The organism is Enterobacter sp. MGH119 (assembly GCF_001037675.1).
GTDB lineage: Bacteria > Pseudomonadota > Gammaproteobacteria > Enterobacterales > Enterobacteriaceae > Enterobacter > Enterobacter hormaechei_C.
Genome location: NZ_KQ089930.1, coordinates 105156 through 122637 on the forward strand (window position 1 = coordinate 105156; position 17482 = coordinate 122637).

The following is a 17482-nucleotide window of genomic DNA, read 5'->3' on the forward strand; positions in this document are numbered from 1 at the left end:
GTATCCGTCTTATAAATCACAGCCTGCGCCGGATTTTCTCCACCATGGCTGTGGTTGAGATCCCGTAGCGGTCATGGAGGGTGGGCAACGCGCCCGCATCAAGGAACGCGTCCGGCAGCGCGACGGTATCGAAATCCACGTTCACGCGGTTGCGCATCAACAGCGACGCGACGGCTTCGCACAACCCGCCTACGCTGCTGTGGTTTTCCGCCACGATGACCAGCCGTCCCGGCTTCGCAGCCTGCGCCAGGATCGTCTCTTCGTCCAGCGGCTTAATGGTGGGCGAGTGCAGCACCGCCACGCTGACGTTATCCTTACGCAGCTGCTTCGCCGCCTCCAGCGCACGCATGGTCATCAGGCCTGAGGCGACGATCAGGACATCGTTCCCCTCTTCCAGCAGCGCAGCTTTGCCAATCTTAAACTGGTAGTTGTACTGGTCCAGCACCACCGGCACCTTGCCGCGCAGCAGGCGCATATAGACAGGGCCATCGTGCGCTGCCATCGCCGGCACCGCCTGTTCCGTGTCGATTGCGTCACAGGGATCGATAATCGTCATGCCCGGAATACCGCGCATAATCGCAATATCTTCCGTCGCCTGGTGGCTCGGCCCGTAACCGGTGGTTAGCCCCGGCAGCGCCGCACAGATCTTCACGTTCAGGTGCTCTTCAGCAATCACCTGATGGATAAAGTCGTAGGCGCGGCGGGTAGCGAAGACGGCATAGGTGGTGGCGAAAGGAATAAAACCCTCTTTCGCCATGCCGCCCGCGGCCCCCATTAACAACTGCTCGGCCATGCCCATCTGAAAGAAGCGTTCCGGGTAGGCCTGAGCGAAAATATGCAGATCGGTGTACTTCGACAGATCCGCAGTCATGCCTACGACCTCCGGTCGCTGTTCCGCCAGCTTCACCAGCGCGTGGCCGAACGGTGCGGCTCGCGTCTCCTGGCCCTCTTCCGCGATAGAGGCAATCATCGCCGACGTGGTTAAACGCGGTTTTTTCTCCGTGGTCTGGCTCATTACAGCACTCCTTCAGGTTTGTTGGCATCCAGCACAGCGAGTGCCTTTTGCCACTCGTCAGCATCCACGCGAATAAAATGGTTCTTGTCACGCTTTTCGAGGAACGGCACGCCCTTGCCCATCAGCGTGTCGCACAAAATGACGCGCGGCTGGTTTTCCGGGTAGCGTTTGGCGTTATCAAACGCCGTTACCAGTGAAGGGACATCGTTGCCGTTGACGCGCTGCACGTACCAGCCGAAGGAGGTCCATTTATCTTCCAGCGGCTCAAAGCCGAGGATCGCGTGCGAGTTGCCATCCGCCTGCTGGCGGTTAATGTCCACCAGCACGATCAGGTTCGACAGGCCGTGATGTGCCGCCGACATCGCAGCTTCCCAGGTTGACCCTTCGTCCAGCTCGCCGTCCGACATGGAGTTAACGACCCATGCCGCGCTCTGCTTGCGCTTCAGCCCCAGCGCCATGCCAACGCCAATGCTTAAGCCCTGCCCCAGCGAACCGCCGGAGATCTCCATGCCCGGCGTGTAGGTTGCCATGCCGGACATCGGCAGGCGGCTGTCGTCCGCGCCGTAGGTCTCCAGCTCCTCTTCAGGAACGATCCCCGCTTCAATCAGGGCGGCGTAACAGGCAATGGCGTAGTGGCCGTGAGAGAGCAAAAAACGGTCACGCCCCTCCCACTCCGGCTCGCCCGGCTTAAGGTTCATCCCGTGGGCAAACGCGGTGGCCAGCACATCGGCATAGCCCAGCGCCTGCCCGATGTAGCCCTGCCCCTGCACTTCGCCCATGCGCAGCGCGTAGCGGCGAATGCGCCAGGCCGCGGCGGCAACCTGTTGAACTGTGGTATCCGTCATCGTCGTATCTCCTTAATGGATCAGCATCCCGCCGTTCACGTCGAGCGTGATACCGGTGGAGTAAGAAGAGAGGTCGCTGCCGAGGAACAGCGCGGCGCGGGCAATATCCTGCGCGTCTCCGAGGCGGTTAAGCGGAATGCCCGCCAGAATGGACGTTTTCATCTCATCGCTCAGCTTGCCTGCGGTAATGTCCGTCTGGATAAGACCCGGCGTGATGCAGTTTACGCGCACATTGTCGGGCCCCAGCTCACGCGCCATGGCTTTTGCCAGCCCCAGCACACCCGCTTTTGCAGCGCTGTAGTGTGGGCCGCCAAAGATGCCGCCGCCGCGCTGGGCCGATACCGATGAAATGCAGACGATGCTGCCCGACTTTTGCGCGCGCATAGTGGGAATAACCGCCTGGGACATTAGCAGCGTGCCGCGCAGGCTGACGTCAAGCACCGCATCGTAATTTTCGCGTTTGATATCCATCAGCTTGATCGGCTGAGTTATGCCGGCGTTATTCACCAGAATATCGATGCGCCCGTATTTCCCCAGCACCTGCTCAATGGCGGCATTAACCTGTAATTCATTGCTGACGTTCGCCGCAAGGCCCAGATGTTCGTCGCCAAGGCTCGCGGCGGCAGCCCGGCTGGCTTCAGCGTTTAAATCGATAATCACCACTTTCGCACCCTGTTCAGCATATAATTTCGCCGTAGCGAAACCCAAACCGCGTACGGAAGCCGCGCCGGTAATAACGGCGACTTTATTTTTCAGTAGCATACATTTACTCCATTAGGACAAGAGAGATTTAATGTTTTATTTCGGCTCTTCCAGCAGCATAATCATTATTAAGCCAATGGCTGCGCAAATACCGAAATAAATAAACACGGTATTAAAACTACCTGTTTTATCCAGCAGATAACCTGCCAGCATCGGGGAAACAAATCCGCCGAGATTACCGCCGCTATTGATAATGGACGCGGCAATCGGATAGGTTTTACTGTCCGCAACAGCCATTCCATAAGCCGTAAAAGCGGGCCAGCCGATATTCAGACAGAGGCCGACAAAAAATAACCCGACGCAAACCGCGACGGTGCTTTGCGGAATATTCAGCATAATAACCATCATTAAAACGGTGCTGATGGCGGTAAACATCATGGTCGGTTTACGTCGGCGGCCGAGCAGTTTGTCGGAGACGTAGCCGCCAAAAATCGCACCGATAAATCCACCGATGCACGGCATGCTGGCGACCAGCCCCATGCTCATAAACGTAAAGCCTTTCTCTTTCACCAGATAGAGCGGGATCCACGTCATCAGTCCGTACAGCACGCTGACCATCATAAAATAGGCCAGGCAGTCGCCGAGAATATTCTTCGAGGTAAACAGCCCTTTCACCGTGCTTACCGGGGCTAATTCCCGCACGCGGATCAGCCGGTCGAGGCGTGCAAAGCCTGGTGAAATCACGATATTTTCCCGTCTGGCGTCCGGGGTCTCCTGACCGGCGGTAATGGTCTCCAGCTCCGCTTTCGAGACGAATGCGCTCTCGGACGGCCTGGTGCGTACCAGCAGATACCACAGGACGGCAATGACCAGGCCGGGGATCGCAAAGGAGAAGAAGACCCAGCGCCAGCCCCAGGTCATGGCGATCCACACTGCCAGCGGCGGCACGAGGATGGGCGCGAACATGGTGGCGGCGATGTAGACGCCCGTGGCCGTGGCCTTCTCCTTTGGCGGAAACCAGTTATTGATGGTGGAGGCCAGCCCGACCGGGCACGGCCCCTCTGTTAACCCCAGCCCCAGGCGGATACACTTCAGGCCCAGAACCGAGGTTGCGGTGCCCATCAGCCAGGTAAAGGCAGAGAAGCCGAATATCGACAGTGCCACCATGCCGCGAATTCCCTTTTTGGCAATAAAAAAGCCCGCAGGAATTTGGCTCAGGGCGTATCCCAAAAAAAACATGCTGGCGATGGCACCGGCTTCGAAATTATTGATATGAAATTCGTCAATGATAAACGGCAGTACTGCACCAATATTTGTTCGGTCAGCATAGTTAATGGCATAAACAATAAAAATTAATGCCAGCACAACGAAACGGTAATTGGTTTTTTTAGTCTTTATGTAGGGGACAGCTTGTTCTATACGAGACATAACTTACCTCATTATTCGAACACCGTGAGTCGTTTTATTATTGCGTTCAACGTCAATATATCGGCTCACCCATGAAACGCCATTCAATAAAGCTCATTTATTGCTGAGATAAATTTGATTCGCGATACAGCTCAAAAAAAATAACATCGGGATAAAATTGCCCGCTCGCAGTCTCAATGTTATGTTTTTTATCAATTATCGTGTAAGGAGTAGGCCATGTCCGCGCAGGATCGCCAGACGTTATCGCTGCCCTCGCTCAGAAATTTGCAGGCGTTTATCGCCGTTGCTAACGCCCTGAGCATCCATCAGGCGGCGGAACAGCTCAACGTCACGCCTTCGGCGGTAAGCCACCAGATCGCGTCGCTGGAATCGTGGCTGGGCAAGAAATTATTTATCCGCAGCGGCAAAGGGGTTCAACTCACCCCGACGGGAGAAAAATATCTGCGGGAGGTCTCGGCGGCGATGAGCGCCATCGGGCGCGCCACCGATCAAATCGTGAAAGAAAAAGACAATGCTGTGCTTCGCGTGCACTCTTCCCCCACCTTCGGGCTGTCCTGGCTGTTGCGCCGTCTGGGCAGATTCCGCGCCGAATATCCTGATATCACCATCAATCTCACCTGCTCCTATGAGAACCTACAGTTCGCCAGAGATAATATCGACATTGATATCCGTCACGGTATTCCGGACTGGGACGCCTACCGGGTGATGACCATTAAAAACGACACGCTGGTGGTATTGGCCTCGCCGGACTATGCAGAAGAGCATCCCATCAGCACGCCCGCCGATCTGCTGCAACAGTCGCTTATCTCGTCCACCAGCACTCTGGTGAACTGGGAGAAATGGTTCGCCTGGCACAATATCGACAGGCCCTGGCTTAATTTCAGCCTCAGCTTCGACCGCTCCTACATGAGCTTTGAAGCGGCGCGCATGGGGCTTGGGTTTATTCTGGAGAGCAAAATGATGGCTACCGATCACCTGAAGGATGGCTCGCTGGTGCAGGTGCTGCCTGATGAAATGGGTATCGCCATCAACGCGCACCATCTGGTGATGCCGCACATGAACGAACGCGCGTGGAAGATCCAGCAGTTCGTCGAGTGGATTGACCGTGAGTTGCGATTGTCGGGGTATCACCTGTAGCGATACCCCAACGTGGCGTCAGGCGACCGTGCCCCAGACCAGATTCCCCTTGTGGAACGTCGCGGTGCGCGGAGAAATGCGCGCCACCGCCTCGGCGGAACAGGAGGCATCCACCAGCACAAAGCTGGCGTCGTCCTGCGCTTTCGGCCACACGCGTTCACCTTTGTCGTTCAGCGGCAGCACGTCGCCGGTCGCAATTCCCAGCGCGCGGGAGAGCGTCTGCTCGTTCGGGCGGATGTAGAGCTGGGCGTAGAGATTCGCTTTTTCCAGCATGTCCCCCAGACCGTACGGCGACCAGTGGTCGATTACGCTGTCGGTGCCGGTCATCACAAACACGCCCTTGTCCCGCAGCTGCTTCAGCGGCATATGCAGGGTGCCAATCGGCACGGTGGAGGCGATAGTCACCTGCTGCGCCGCCATGCGGGTAGCAATCTCATCCACCTGCTGCTCGTTGAGCGTGGCCAGCGCGAAGGCGTGGCTGATGGTCAGCTTGCCCTTCAGTTGCGGGGTTTTCTCCACGGTTTCGACCATGTAGTTCACCGCCGCCACGCCCGCCGGGCTGGTTTCATGCAGGTGAATATCCACCCCTTTGTCGTAATCCAGCGCAATCTGGAACATGGTATCTAGCGATTTCTCCATCGCGCCGTCGACGCTGGTTGGGTCCAGCCCGCCCACATAATGCGCCCCCGCCTGCATCGCCTCGCGCATCAGCTTTTCAGAATTCGACAGCAGCAGGCCGTGCTGCGGGAAGGCAACGATTTCGCAGTCAAAGCCTGCGCCCCGGCGCGCCAGTACCGCCTGCAAATTTTCCAGGTTTTTCAGGCCGGAAACCGGCTCTATGTTGCAGTGGCTGCGGGCGATGGTGGACCCTTTGGACTGGATCAGGTCGATCAGCTTTTCGGCACGTTCTTGCGTGTAGGGCTGTAACTCCGGCAGCAGCTTCTGCTCCAGGCGGATCATGTCCTGAATGGTGGTGCCCGCCGGACGGTTCAGGGAGCGCCACGAGCCGCCGTAGAAGGTTTTATCCAGGTGAATGTGCATGTCGCGCATCGCCGGAAGCATCAGCTTTTTACCCGCGTCGTAGTGCGGCAGGGTCGCGTCGGCGTGGCTGCCGTTATCGCGCAGGGCGACGATTTTCCCGTCTTTGATCTCCAGCGTTTTCAGCTCGGTGCGGGTGCTTGTCGCCACGCTGCCGTCGTAGTTAAACCCGGCTTCCAGCAGCACGTTGTCGAGATAGTAATGTTTTGCGGTGATGTTCATCGGTTTACCCGTCTCGCAGGTTGCCTTTACAGAATCGGCAGCATACGCGACGGAACCCGTGGCGCCAAACAGCGCGCAGGCAGTAACCATTTTGCCGCTCTGGCTGATAAACTCGCGGCGGCTTTTATTCTCACTCATCTTATCTTCCTTCATTAATAATATGGGTACCCGTTTCACCGCGCAGCGCTGCGGGCAGGCAGTCCGGCGAGGTGATGATTACGCGCCTGCCGCCATGGCGTAAAAATTCCAGCGAAGCGACGATTTTTGGCAACATGCTACCTGCCGGGAAGTGGCCTTCATCCATGTAGCGCGTCATCTGCGCCACGTTGACGGTATCCAGCGCCTGCTGGTTCGGCTTGCCGAAGTTCACGCACACTTTCTCCACGCCGGTGGTGATCACCAGCACGTCGGCGCGGATCTCGCGCGCCAGCAGCGCGGTGGAGAGATCTTTATCGATAACCGCATCCACGCTCTGGTAATCGCCCTGTTCACTGCGCACCACGGGAATGCCTCCACCGCCCGCGCCGATGACCACAAAACCTTTCTGCGTTAGCGCCTTAATCGCATCCGCCTCGACGATGCGCCGCGGCTGGGGCGAGGCCACCACGCGGCGATAGCCCCGGCCTGAATCCTCGACAAAATGCCAGTCCGGGTGCGCGAGCTGTAGCTCGTCGCGCTGCGCCTCGCTGAAGAACGCGCCGATCGGTTTTGTCGGGTGCGTAAAGCCGGGATCGTTTTTATCCACCTCCACCTGGGTGACGACCGTGACCGCCTTTTGCTCGCCACGCGCCGCCAGGCGGTTGTTGAGCGCCTGCTGGATCAGGTAGCCGATGCCGCCCTGGGTATCCGCCACGCAGTTTGCCAGCGGGGTCAGCGGCAGCCCTTCCCGCTCGTGGGCGATTTCGGCGCGGCGCAGATCCAGCCCCACCTGCGGGCCATTGCCATGGGTGAGCACGATGTCATAGTCCGAGGCCAGCATTTCGAGCACCGACTCAGCCACCGCTTTGACCGCCTGCGCCTGATGCTCAATCGACTGGCTGGCGTTGTCTTTGATAATGCTGTTGCCGCCGATGGCGACGACCATAAGCTCTTTCATTTTGTTTCCTTTAGAAGGTGCGTTCTGGTGCCCTCACCCCGGCCCTCTCCCACAGGGAGAGGGGGATTAACAGAGGTATCCAGCACATGCTTCACCACAAACATCCCGCCCATCATCAGGTAGGCCGTGACAAACATCAGGGAACTGCCCTCGGCAAAGCCCACCACCGGGGCGTGGATCACGCCAAACAGCGCCAGCAGCGCGCCTCCTGCGGCGGCGACGGCCCCGCGCAGCGGTTTGTTGAGGATGGCGAAGATGGCGATACAGCCCCAGAGCATGCTGGCGAGCGGCGCGCCGTTGCCGAGATGCATCAGGCCTTCGTAGTAGATACCCTTGCTGTGCAACACGTCGGTGCCGATTTTCGCCGCGCTGGTCCCCGCGGCGCTCATCACGCTGTTCATCATGGTCAGCGCCCAGTTGGCGATCCACGGGAACAGGCAGATGAAGATGACGGGCACCTCCACTTTCGGGGTTTCCCTCACCACCTGGTTGGCGGTGACGACGCCGATAAACACCAGAATCGGCACGATGGCGGTCATCGGTATGATGGCGAGCATAAAGGCCCCCAGCCCGAACAGCGGCACGATGAACATGGTCACGCCGGACGCCAGGGTGTAGCCGATGCTGGCGCCCATCGCTTTCCAGCCAGGATGGCCGACGTAGACCGTCACCGGGAACGGGTTGCCCATCAGGCAGCCGAGCATCGACGCCAGACCGTTCGCCAGCATCACCTTGCGCGTCGGGTATTCATCCCCCGCCGCGTGGGCGCTTTCGATGTTCTCCAGGTCAAAGATGTAGTTCGCCAGACCCAGCGGCACGGCAGAGGCAAGATACGGCAGCGCGTGCGGCAAGCCCTGCAGGAAGCCCTCCACATGCACCTGCGGCGGGTTAAAGCCGAACGATGACATGGACGCTTTGATCGCTTCCGGGCTCTGCAGGCCGGAGATCCACGCCAGGACCGTACCGGCAATCAGCAACAGCAGACCGGTCGGGATTTTGGCGAAAATCGGCTTTTTACCGAACCAGTTGATGAAGATCAGCAGCAGCACGATAAACGACACGGTGGGTGCTTCGAACGCTTGCAGCATCGGGTTCATCGCCAGCAGCAGCAGGCCCAGGCCGGAGAGGCACGACAGCAGCACGGTACGCGGGATCATCTTGCGAATGGTTTCCCCAAGGAAGGAACCGCCCGCGAGGATCATCGCTTCCACAAAGCACCACACCAGGCCAATCTGAATCGCGAAATCCGCATCGCCGGTTTGCTGGTAAACCGGCATTAAGACCAGGAAGGTCACGGTAAAAATCGACGGCGCGCTCGGGCCGGACGGCAGCGCGGTGACGTCCGTTCGTCCGGTAGCGCGCGCCATTTGCAGGCCAAACCACGTATAGCAAAGACTCGCCACCAGCACCGCCAGCCCGAAGGCTGGCGCGATGCGTCCATAAACAATCTCCTTCGGGATGCCGACGACAAAAATGAGCAACCCCATCATGGTCAGCAAATTGGTCAGGTTGTTGGTCATCAACCCGAAATAAGCTGCCCAGTCACCTCTTTTCCACTCCAGTTTCATGTTTTTCATGGATGCATGCCTTATAAAAAGTAGCGATCGCGGAAGGTCAACAGCGCCTTTTCAAAACAGCTAAACGGCGGGTGAACGATGCCCGCCCCTATCATGCCGATGCCCGCGTCCTTATGGGCAATGGCGGTATTGATGACCGGCAGAATGCCGCTGCCCGCGACCTTCGTGATGTCGATGGCGGTCGGGATCCCCATAAAGGAGAGCAGCGGAATGGTGACGTTCGGGTTTTCGCCGAGGGTGATTTCGCGCATCTGGCGAGAAAAATCGATGGCTTCCTCCACCGTGCCGCCCACCAGTGCCACGATTGCCGGGGCCGTCGCCATCGCAAAGCCGCCGATGCCGTAGGTTTCGGTGATGGCGCTGTCGCCGATATCCAGCCCGGAGTCTTCCGGCTTATAGCCCGCGAACATCGGGCCGATCACCTGCTGCGCCGGGCCGGTGAACCACTGCCCCGGCAGGCCGGAAACGCGCAGGCCGAACTCGTAGCCGTTGCGCGCCATGGTGGTGACGACGGTGCTGTACTCAATGCCGTGGGCGGCATCCAGCGCGGCCTTACACATTGCCATCCACGTCGGACCGGAGAAATAGTCGCTGCTGGCGACAAACTCGAACACTTCACGCTGCTGCGTCACCGAATAGCCCGCCTGGATCAGCCCCGGCGTCAGCGCCTGAATAAGCAGCGTGGTGCCCGCGTTGTTGCGGTTGTGGCACTCGTCGCCCATATGCAGCGCCTGGGCCAGCATCAGGCGCAGGTCGATTTCGCCGATAATGTTCATGGCGTCGCGCAGCATCGGGCCGAGCACGTCGCGCATCCAGTTCAGACGATCGATCACGCTCTGGTCGTTGGCCCCCATGCGCAGGATCTTCGCCATCTGCTCGCTGAGGTTGGTGAAGGCGCGGTTGCCGTAAGTTTTGTTCTCAACGATGTGCATAAACATCGACGCGGAGGTGACGCCCGCCATAGAGCCCACACAGTCGTGCTCGTGGCACGGCGAGAAGGTGATGTCACCTGACGCCGCCAGCCTTGCGGCGTCCTCCAGATCCGTCGCCAGCCCTTCAAACACCAGCGCGCCGGTAACCGCGCCTTTCATCGCCCCGCACATGTTTTCCCAGGTAACTGGCGGACCGGCGTGCAGAATGGTCGTGCGGGTCATGCCCGGCACCACGTTGATGGCCTGGTCATAGCCCACCAGCACCGGATGGGACTGAATAATCCGCTCCAGGGCAATTTTGTTCGCGGCGGCAATTTTCTCCGCCAGCGGTTTTTCCGCCAGCTGGTCGAGCGCTTTAACAACCTGCATATTGCCCTGCCCCGGCGGCGTCCAGTCGAGCTGGGTCACGGGAACGTGCTGCTTTTTGAGGTCGTCGCTGAACATCGCAATGCCGACGTTAATGACGTTTAGCGGCTGGTTGAATAAAGTGGTCATTATGCTTTCTCCCCTTTGCAGACAAATTCGCGTGCCAGTAATCCGGTGTTGGTGCTGCTGCTGGCCCAGATGACGCCTGCGTCGGTCAGCAGCTGGCACTGCTGCGCCAGCGACTGCGGATCCTGATCGGTGCCGAGCACGTAGCCGAGAATTTCCAGCGGACGGTTGTCGGCGTTCGCGATCGCCTGTGCCTCTTTGATCGCCTCGATCATCACCCCCACCGGATCGTCGTGCGCGCCAAAGCCCAGCACGAAGTCCATCACGATGACGCCCACCTGCGGATCGCGCGCCTCCTGTAGCAGGCGGCTGATGCGGTTGGTCGGGTCGATCATTGGGTGTGGCTTGCCGTTGGTGAAATCATCGTCACCGAAATCAAGGAAGGTGTGGGCCTGGCTAACGCTGATATCTTTCAGACGCCTGGCCGGGTCCGGCTGGATGTTGCTGTAAACATCGTCAAACTTCTCCAGCGCGGCAAACATCGCTTCGTCGCACAGGGTGCCGCCGCAGAACAGGCCGCGAATGTATTTCTGCTGCGACGTCAGGCGGGTGCGTACCTCTTCGATCAGCGGCCAGTTGAGCGGATGTAAATCCAGGTCGTCTTTTTTAATGCCGGTAAGCAGCACCGCTTTCAGGGCCGCCTCTTTGGTGCCACGAGCAAACTGCAAACCGTCTTCATCGGCAGGCGGTTCGTTGCGGCCCAGGAAGCACACAACTACAGGCTTGCGGCAGGCGCGTGCCCGGGCCAGCACCTTCTCAGCCACCGCGGGTGCTGGCGGTTTGGAGATGAGCGCTATCACCCGAGTCGCGTCGTCCGCCTCCAGCATGTCGATGGCGTCGAGCATCATCAGGCCGCCGATCTTCTCGCTAAGATCGCGTCCGCCGGTGCCGATTAACTGCGACACGCCGCCGCCGAACTCATGAATGCGCACGCTCAGCTCCTGGCTGCCGGTACCGGAGGCGCCAACGATGCCAATCGGCCCGCGACGCACCGCGTTGGCGAAGCACAGCCCCGCGCCGTTGATAATGGCGGTGCCGCAGTCTGGCCCCATCATCAGCAGACCCTTTTCATGCGCCAGCTGCTTCAGCGCCAGCTCGTCGTCGAGCGATACGTTATCGGAGAACAGCATCACGTTAAGATCGTTTTCCAGCGCCTGACGCGCTTCCCGGGCGGCGAAGGTGCCGTTGACGGAAATCACCGCCAGGTTGCTGTCCGGACGATGGGTTTTGGCGCTGGCAATCGACGCGTAGCGTGCTTCATGGGAGCCCGTGCGCTCTTTACGCGTGAACAGCGCTTCAATGGCGGCCAGGGTTTCATCATTTGCCGCGTCGCCTTTAATCACGATCATCAGGTCGCCATTTTTCGCGTCCGCTAATTCCGGCGTTAATAGCCCGAGGTTTTTTAATACGCCTTTGTTCATTTCCGTCGCCATCGCCACAAACGCCTGCTCGACGCCCGGCAATTTATTGGCTTTGGTGGAAACCGACATTAAGGAAACCGAATCGAAATACGTATTCTTTTTTATGACGATTTTGGTTGGCATTATTTTCACCTGTTTAAGATAAAAGGGGGCCGCCGTCGTGCTAAATGCACGTCGGTAACAATGCGTTTTTTCAGTAACGGCCAGCCAGGGGAAGGCTGACCGAATGCGCTACGCGCCTGCCGCCAGCAGCAGGTCTGCGATCGCGTTGAAGCCTTTTTCCCGCGCCAGTTCGAGCGGGGTTTTGCCGTATTTATCGGTCATGTGCGGGTTCGCGCCGTGATCCAGCAGCAGCTTCACAATTTCCTGCTGCTTTGCGCCGCCGTCGTTTAATACGATGGCCTCCAGCAACGGCGTCCAGCCGACAAAATTGGTGTGGTTGACGTTGATGTCGGTTTTTTCCAGCAGCTCACGCACGATTTCAACGTGCCCTTTTTCACTGGCAGGGGTAATGCCCACGCCGCCAAAGCGCGTCAGACGGTCGAGATCCGGATCCGCCGGAAGGACAATGCGCAGCAGGGTTAAATCATTGGTCAGGCAGCTGATCAGGAAGGGGTTAAAACAGGTCTGGTCCTGTTTATCAATATCCGCCCCGGCGGCAATTAAAAATTCCACACAGGCGTAATGCTTTTTCAGGCTGGCAATAATAATGGCGGTTCTTTTCTGGCGGTTGGTTACGTTAATATCCACGCCTTTTTCCAGGCAGGCTTTTAGCGCGTCGATATTGCCCTCTTCTGCCGCCAGCAGAAATTCTGTAACCAGTGCAGTTGCAGACATATTCAGACTCCCTATGTTTCACTTCTGATGGCCTGAGAATAGCAACAGCCTGGTCATAAAAGAATCCGCTTAAAAATCATTCATCGACACGCAATTCATTGTTGAGTTAAATTCAACGGTCCGGCAGAAACGTGCGTCTGTGCAACCTTTTTCTTATGTTTTACCGCTTTTACACACTTCAGGCTGCATTATCCTTATGGCTGAAAAAGCCTTACACAGCGCGGCCCTAAGTAAAAATACAGAACTGTGACCAACATCAACTATGATGTAACGCCAGTGTTAAAATATGTTCAAAACTGATGGTCACCAGGAGCCATAATATGAATTCCATCTTTACCGAAGAGAATTTGCTGGCCTTCACCACCGCGGCACGTTTTGGCAGTTTTAGCAAAGCGGCTGCCGAGCTGGGCGTAACCACCTCGGCCATCAGTTACACCATCAAACGCATGGAGACCGGCCTGGACGTGGTGCTGTTTGTACGCAACACGCGCAGCATTGAGCTGACCGAATCCGGTTTTTATTTTTATCGTAAAGCGACCGACCTGCTGAATGACTTTCATGCCATCAAGCGCGGGATTGATACCATTTCTCAGGGCATTGAGACGCGGGTGCGCATCTGCATAAATCAGCTTTTGTATACGCCACGCCATACCGCGCGTTTGCTCCAGGTGCTGAAAAAACAGTTTCCCACCTGCCAGATCACGGTGACAACCGAGGTGTATAACGGCGTCTGGGATTCCATCATTAATAATCAGGCCAATATCGCCATTGGCGCGCCGGATACGCTGCTGGACGGCGGCGGCATTGATTATACCGAGATAGGAGCGATCCGTTGGGTATTTGCCATCGCGCCCACGCATCCGCTGGCGTTCGCCCCGGAGCCCATCTCCGAAAGTCAGCTGCGTCTGTATCCCAATATCATGGTCGAGGATACCGCGCATACCATCAATAAGAAGGTGGGCTGGCTGCTTCACGGTCAGGAGGCGATTCTGGTGCCGGACTTCAACACGAAATGCCAGTGTCAGATCCTGGGGGAAGGTATTGGATTTTTACCGGAATACATGACGCGTGAGGCGGTGGAGGATGGGCTGCTGGTAACGCGGCGAATCAATAATCCGCGCCAGGATTCGCGCATGCTGCTCGCCACGCAGCATGCGGCGACCGGTCAGGTCACGCGCTGGATAAAACAGCAATTTGGCCCCGAAGGCGTGCTGACCCGGATCTACAGTGACTTACTGTGGCGTACCTAGCTCTTCGTCTGAACCCAAAATGCGTGGATAAGACCGGGGAAGTAGCCCAGGATGGTCAGAAGGATATTCAGAATAAACGCCCAGCCCAGCCCCTTGCCAAGCAGCACGCCCAGCGGCGGGAGAATAATCGTAAAAACAACGCGCCAAAAACCCATAAATAACTCCGTGCAAGCTAACCAATTGAAAATTATAAAAGACACTTCTCTAAGCGTAGCCAGTTTACGGGTAACTGCCATTCGTCTCTCGCGCTTTTACCTGCCTTTACCCTCTTTACACTGGCTTAAACCCGGCCTTAAATGCTCTACTGTTCTGAAATTGACCGTAAGGAAACATAATGTCTCTTCCTCTTATTTCGCCGCAGCAGGCAAACGCGCTTATTGCTGAAGGCGCCAAACTTATCGATATTCGCGACCCCGACGAGTATGCCCGCGAGCATATTCCGGCGGCGCACTCCATTCCGCTGGATTCGTTACCCGGCGGGCTTAACGCGGCGCCGGGAGAAACGGTGATTTTCCACTGTCAGTCCGGCGCACGAACCTCAAACAATGCTGCTCGTCTGGCGCAGGCAGCATCCCCTGCGAACGCCTGTGTGGCTGAGGGAGGCATTCAGGGCTGGAAACAGGCCGGGCTGCTGACCGTTGAAGATCGATCGCAGCCGCTTCCGCTGATGCGTCAGGTGCAGATCGCTGCCGGGCTGCTGATCCTCTGCGGCGTGGTGTTGGGTTACAGCGTCTCCAGCGGTTTTTTCCTGCTGAGCGGTTTTGTGGGCGTCGGGCTGCTGTTCGCCGGAGTGGCAGGTTTTTGCGGTATGGCGCGACTTCTGAAAGTGATGCCGTGGAACCGACGTACCTGATAAGGAGTATCTGAAAGATTAGGCTGTACCCCGTCCCGGACGTGGGCTATGGTGAAGATCATGACAATGATGAGGAGGTGCTATGTTTTCTGTCGGTGATTATGTCCAACCGCGTCAGGGCGGTCCGAAACTGAAAGTGCTCGAAGTGAATGGTGAAAACATTGTGGCCGTGCAGGCCAGCGATGAGCAGGGCGAGAAATATCACCTGAAAGCGGCGGACGTAGTTCTGTACTCCGAAGAAGGTGACTTTGGCGTCTGCTAAGTCAATAATCGGGCGGAATACACCGCCCGAATAATCATCAGATCAGGAAATCGTCCAGCGATTTACCGTTTGCCAGTGCGGTCGCAATTGGCTTTGGCGTACGTCCCTGACCGGTCCAGGTTTTTTCTTCACCGTTCGCGTCAATAAAACGATATTTCGCCGCACGCGCTTTACGTTTTTTCGTCGGCTGACCCGCCTGCGCCAGGTCACTGCCTAACAGATCGCTCGGAGAAATACCGTCAGCTTTCATCAGTTCCAGCAGAGCATTAATTTTATCCTGCTGTTCAGCGCGTTGACGCTCTAATTCAGCCTGCTCGCTGCGTTTTTCTTCAGTGACAATCCGGAATTTTTCCAGCACTTCTTCCAGAACATCCATGGATAATTCACGTGCCAGCGCCCGGAGGGTACGAATATTATTAAGATTCTGTAACGTTAAAGCCATAATAATGAAAAACCTTTCTTCTTGTGTATAACATAAATCAGGCAACAGAATAATTGATTTTGGTTCTGATATCTACCCACCGTGACGTTTTGACATTATTGTAAATGTTTTAGAATATCCCGTTAATATAACCCTGAAATATATGTCTGTTTTAAAGCGTAATATACCGCCCTTCCCCAGGCCAAAAAACCCTGTTTTAAACCGTTCAAAAAACCGCCTCCAAAATCCCACACAACAAAGGTTTCACACGCGCATAGATAATCTAATTCATTGATATATTTCACTAAAATAGGCGCGAGGAGAGAAAATAACGAAGCGCGCAAAAAACGCACAATTTTAGAGAATTTTATGGCTAAAGCGCCAGTAAATAAAAATTAATCACTACTTGTTAGTTAAAAGCCAGAGAGATACGCTATACACTCAAAACAAACCAACCTAAAGCACTAAAGGCCGCAGGTAAAACGCCACTTTTTTGTCCTGTTCGAGGAGTTCAGACATGTTCTCACCGCAGTCTCGCCTGCGCCATGCGGTAGCGGATACGTTCGCGATGGTCGTTTACTGTTCCGTCGTGAATATGCTGATTGAAATTTTCCTGTCGGGAATGTCCTTTGAGCAATCTCTCTCGTCGCGCCTGGTGGCCATTCCGGTGAATATCATGATCGCCTGGCCGTACGGCCTGTACCGCGATGCAGTGATGCGTTTAGCCCGGCGTATTAGCCCGGCGGGTTGGGTAAAAAACCTGGCGGACGTGCTGGCTTACGTGACGTTCCAGTCCCCGGTGTATGTGTTTATTTTGCTGACGGTGGGCGCAGACTGGCATCAAATCGCCGCTGCGGTAAGTTCAAATATCGTGGTATCCATGCTGATGGGTGCGGTGTACGGTTACTTTCTTGACTACTGCCGCCGCCTGTTCAAAGTCAGCCCTTATAGCCAGGCAAAAGCGTAAGGTAAGGCGACTGGCTCATGCCAGTCGCAGAGTTATTGTACGTCGCCAAACAGCCCTTTCAGGAATCGCTCCAGCGCCATACGCGAGCTGAAACCGTGCGGAATACCATAATGTTCATGCGTCTCGCCGCCTAAATAGAGCGGAAATTGCTGATAATGATCGCAGGTTTTAATATCCGAGGCGGGCTCAGCAAATGACAGGCTTCTGTCTTTGAGTGTCGGGTGAATAATGAGAGCAGTACGCCCCATTCTTGCTTCACGGTTGACGTAAACATAATTCTCACCACGGCGATATCCGTACGCTTTTGATGTTACCTCATCCATGGTGAACCCTTCTTTTTCAAGAACGCGCGCCACCTCATCGGGTCGTAAATACATATCTTTTCCTCATTATCATTCCTGCCCGGCAACCTTACAGTATTCAGCATTAGCAGGGCTTTCAGAATATTCCATAAACTGCCCGATAAGCCGTGACTCGCTTCAGATATTACATTTCTGGACTAAACTAAACGGGAACACAAATTATGGAGGATCGTATGTTTAACAGACCGAACCGAAACGATATTAATGACGACACACAGGATATTCGTAACGATGTCAGCCAATTAGCGGACACGCTGGAAGCCGTATTGAAATCCTGGGGCTCTGACGCGAAGGACGAAGCAGATGCCGCGAAACGTAAGGCTCAGTCTCTGCTGCGTGAAACGCGGGCAAGGATGAACGGCCGCTCACGTACCACTCAGGCGGCCTGCGACATGGCCAGCTGCGCCACCACCTTCGTACGTGAAAAACCGCTTTGTACGCTGGGAACGGTCGCGGCGGTCGGGATTTTTGTCGGCGCCCTGCTTAGTCTGCGTAAGTAAGCGCGCGTTCTTAGCCCCGGTAGCCTCAGGCGCCGGGGCTTTTCTTTGCCTGACAACCTGAAAAAACCGTACAGCCCGCCCTGCCCCGCCAGGCTCATCATCGGGGCCTTATTAATCTGAATTTC

General features: G+C 56.4%; 19 protein-coding genes. 6 read left to right on the forward strand and 13 right to left on the reverse strand.

Annotation, left to right across the window (positions count from 1 at the left end):
• Window positions 1-16: 16 nt before the first annotated feature.
• From SK53_RS11835 to SK53_RS11850, 4 genes are read right to left on the reverse strand one after another with little or no spacing between them, the layout of a single operon-like run.
• A complete protein-coding gene (locus tag SK53_RS11835; protein WP_022651706.1) occupies window positions 17-1015 on the reverse strand; it encodes a transketolase family protein in 999 nt (332 codons plus the stop codon).
• Window positions 1015-1860, reverse strand: a complete 846-nt coding sequence (locus SK53_RS11840) for a transketolase (protein ID WP_022651707.1) — start codon at window positions 1858-1860, stop codon at window positions 1015-1017. The genes SK53_RS11835 and SK53_RS11840 overlap by 1 nt, the downstream gene beginning before the upstream one ends.
• A 12-nt stretch (window positions 1861-1872) precedes the next feature.
• Window positions 1873-2622, reverse strand: coding sequence for an SDR family NAD(P)-dependent oxidoreductase (locus SK53_RS11845; RefSeq protein ID WP_003862216.1), 750 nt, complete (start codon window positions 2620-2622; stop codon window positions 1873-1875).
• Window positions 2623-2658: 36 nt separating this feature from the next.
• Window positions 2659-3990: an MFS transporter gene (locus SK53_RS11850; RefSeq protein WP_048209503.1), complete on the reverse strand. Its 1332-nt coding sequence runs from the start codon at window positions 3988-3990 to the stop codon at window positions 2659-2661.
• Window positions 3991-4206: 216 nt separating this feature from the next.
• Between SK53_RS11850 and SK53_RS11855 the strand changes: the two genes are divergently transcribed.
• Window positions 4207-5127, forward strand: a complete 921-nt coding sequence (locus tag SK53_RS11855; protein WP_023323646.1) for a LysR substrate-binding domain-containing protein — start codon at window positions 4207-4209, stop codon at window positions 5125-5127.
• Window positions 5128-5145: 18 nt separating this feature from the next.
• Here SK53_RS11855 and SK53_RS11860 read toward each other — a convergent pair whose 3' ends face one another.
• From SK53_RS11860 to SK53_RS11885, 6 genes are all read right to left on the reverse strand, one after another.
• Window positions 5146-6525, reverse strand: coding sequence for an amidohydrolase family protein (locus SK53_RS11860; RefSeq protein WP_048209505.1), 1380 nt, complete (start codon window positions 6523-6525; stop codon window positions 5146-5148).
• Between the two features lies 1 nt (window position 6526).
• Entirely contained in the window at window positions 6527-7483 is a 957-nt protein-coding gene (locus SK53_RS11865; RefSeq protein WP_022651711.1) for a carbamate kinase family protein, read from the reverse strand.
• The gene (locus SK53_RS11870) at window positions 7480-9060 is read right to left on the reverse strand and encodes a hypothetical protein (RefSeq protein ID WP_048209506.1); all 1581 of its coding nucleotides are present in this window, start codon (window positions 9058-9060) and stop codon (window positions 7480-7482) included. The genes SK53_RS11865 and SK53_RS11870 overlap by 4 nt, the downstream gene beginning before the upstream one ends.
• Window positions 9061-9071: 11 nt before the next feature.
• A complete protein-coding gene (locus tag SK53_RS11875; RefSeq protein WP_045346172.1) occupies window positions 9072-10487 on the reverse strand; it encodes a YlbE family protein in 1416 nt (471 codons plus the stop codon).
• Complete coding sequence (gene fdrA / locus SK53_RS11880) at window positions 10487-12028, reverse strand: acyl-CoA synthetase FdrA (RefSeq protein WP_045331235.1); 1542 nt, start codon at window positions 12026-12028, stop codon at window positions 10487-10489. Before fdrA ends, SK53_RS11875 begins: the two co-directional genes overlap by 1 nt.
• 108 nt (window positions 12029-12136) lie before the next feature.
• Window positions 12137-12742 (reverse strand): ankyrin repeat domain-containing protein, encoded by a 606-nt coding sequence (locus SK53_RS11885; RefSeq protein WP_022651715.1) that lies wholly within the window; start codon window positions 12740-12742, stop codon window positions 12137-12139.
• A gap of 320 nt (window positions 12743-13062) precedes the next feature.
• On the opposite strand from SK53_RS11885, the gene SK53_RS11890 reads away from it, so the two are divergent.
• Entirely contained in the window at window positions 13063-13992 is a 930-nt protein-coding gene (locus SK53_RS11890) for a LysR substrate-binding domain-containing protein (protein WP_015571650.1), read from the forward strand.
• Here the strand turns inward: SK53_RS11890 and SK53_RS11895 are convergent.
• Complete coding sequence (locus SK53_RS11895) at window positions 13989-14147, reverse strand: YqaE/Pmp3 family membrane protein (protein ID WP_003862203.1); 159 nt, start codon at window positions 14145-14147, stop codon at window positions 13989-13991. The two genes, SK53_RS11890 and SK53_RS11895, sit on opposite strands and share 4 nt — an antisense overlap.
• 179 nt (window positions 14148-14326) lie before the next feature.
• Between SK53_RS11895 and SK53_RS11900 the strand changes: the two genes are divergently transcribed.
• Together SK53_RS11900 and SK53_RS11905 are read left to right on the forward strand one after the other, a co-directional pair.
• Window positions 14327-14845: a rhodanese family protein gene (locus SK53_RS11900; protein WP_048209508.1), complete on the forward strand. Its 519-nt coding sequence runs from the start codon at window positions 14327-14329 to the stop codon at window positions 14843-14845.
• 82 nt (window positions 14846-14927) lie between these two features.
• On the forward strand, window positions 14928-15107 hold the full coding sequence (locus tag SK53_RS11905; protein WP_003862199.1) for a hypothetical protein: 180 nt from the start codon (window positions 14928-14930) through the stop codon (window positions 15105-15107).
• A 37-nt stretch (window positions 15108-15144) separates the two neighbouring features.
• On the opposite strand, the gene stpA is transcribed toward SK53_RS11905, so the two are convergent.
• Window positions 15145-15549, reverse strand: a complete 405-nt coding sequence (gene stpA / locus SK53_RS11910) for a DNA-binding protein StpA (RefSeq protein ID WP_022651717.1) — start codon at window positions 15547-15549, stop codon at window positions 15145-15147.
• Window positions 15550-16045: 496 nt separating this feature from the next.
• Here stpA and alaE point away from each other — a divergent pair, with 496 nt between their 5' ends.
• Window positions 16046-16495 (forward strand): L-alanine exporter AlaE, encoded by a 450-nt coding sequence (alaE, locus tag SK53_RS11915; RefSeq protein WP_022651718.1) that lies wholly within the window; start codon window positions 16046-16048, stop codon window positions 16493-16495.
• Between the two features lie 32 nt (window positions 16496-16527).
• Here alaE and SK53_RS11920 read toward each other — a convergent pair whose 3' ends face one another.
• Entirely contained in the window at window positions 16528-16872 is a 345-nt protein-coding gene (locus SK53_RS11920) for a DUF2002 family protein (RefSeq protein ID WP_006811693.1), read from the reverse strand.
• A gap of 158 nt (window positions 16873-17030) precedes the next feature.
• On the opposite strand from SK53_RS11920, the gene SK53_RS11925 reads away from it, so the two are divergent.
• Window positions 17031-17357 (forward strand): ElaB/YgaM/YqjD family protein, encoded by a 327-nt coding sequence (locus SK53_RS11925; protein ID WP_017382769.1) that lies wholly within the window; start codon window positions 17031-17033, stop codon window positions 17355-17357.
• The last annotated feature ends 125 nt before the right edge of the window (window positions 17358-17482 follow it).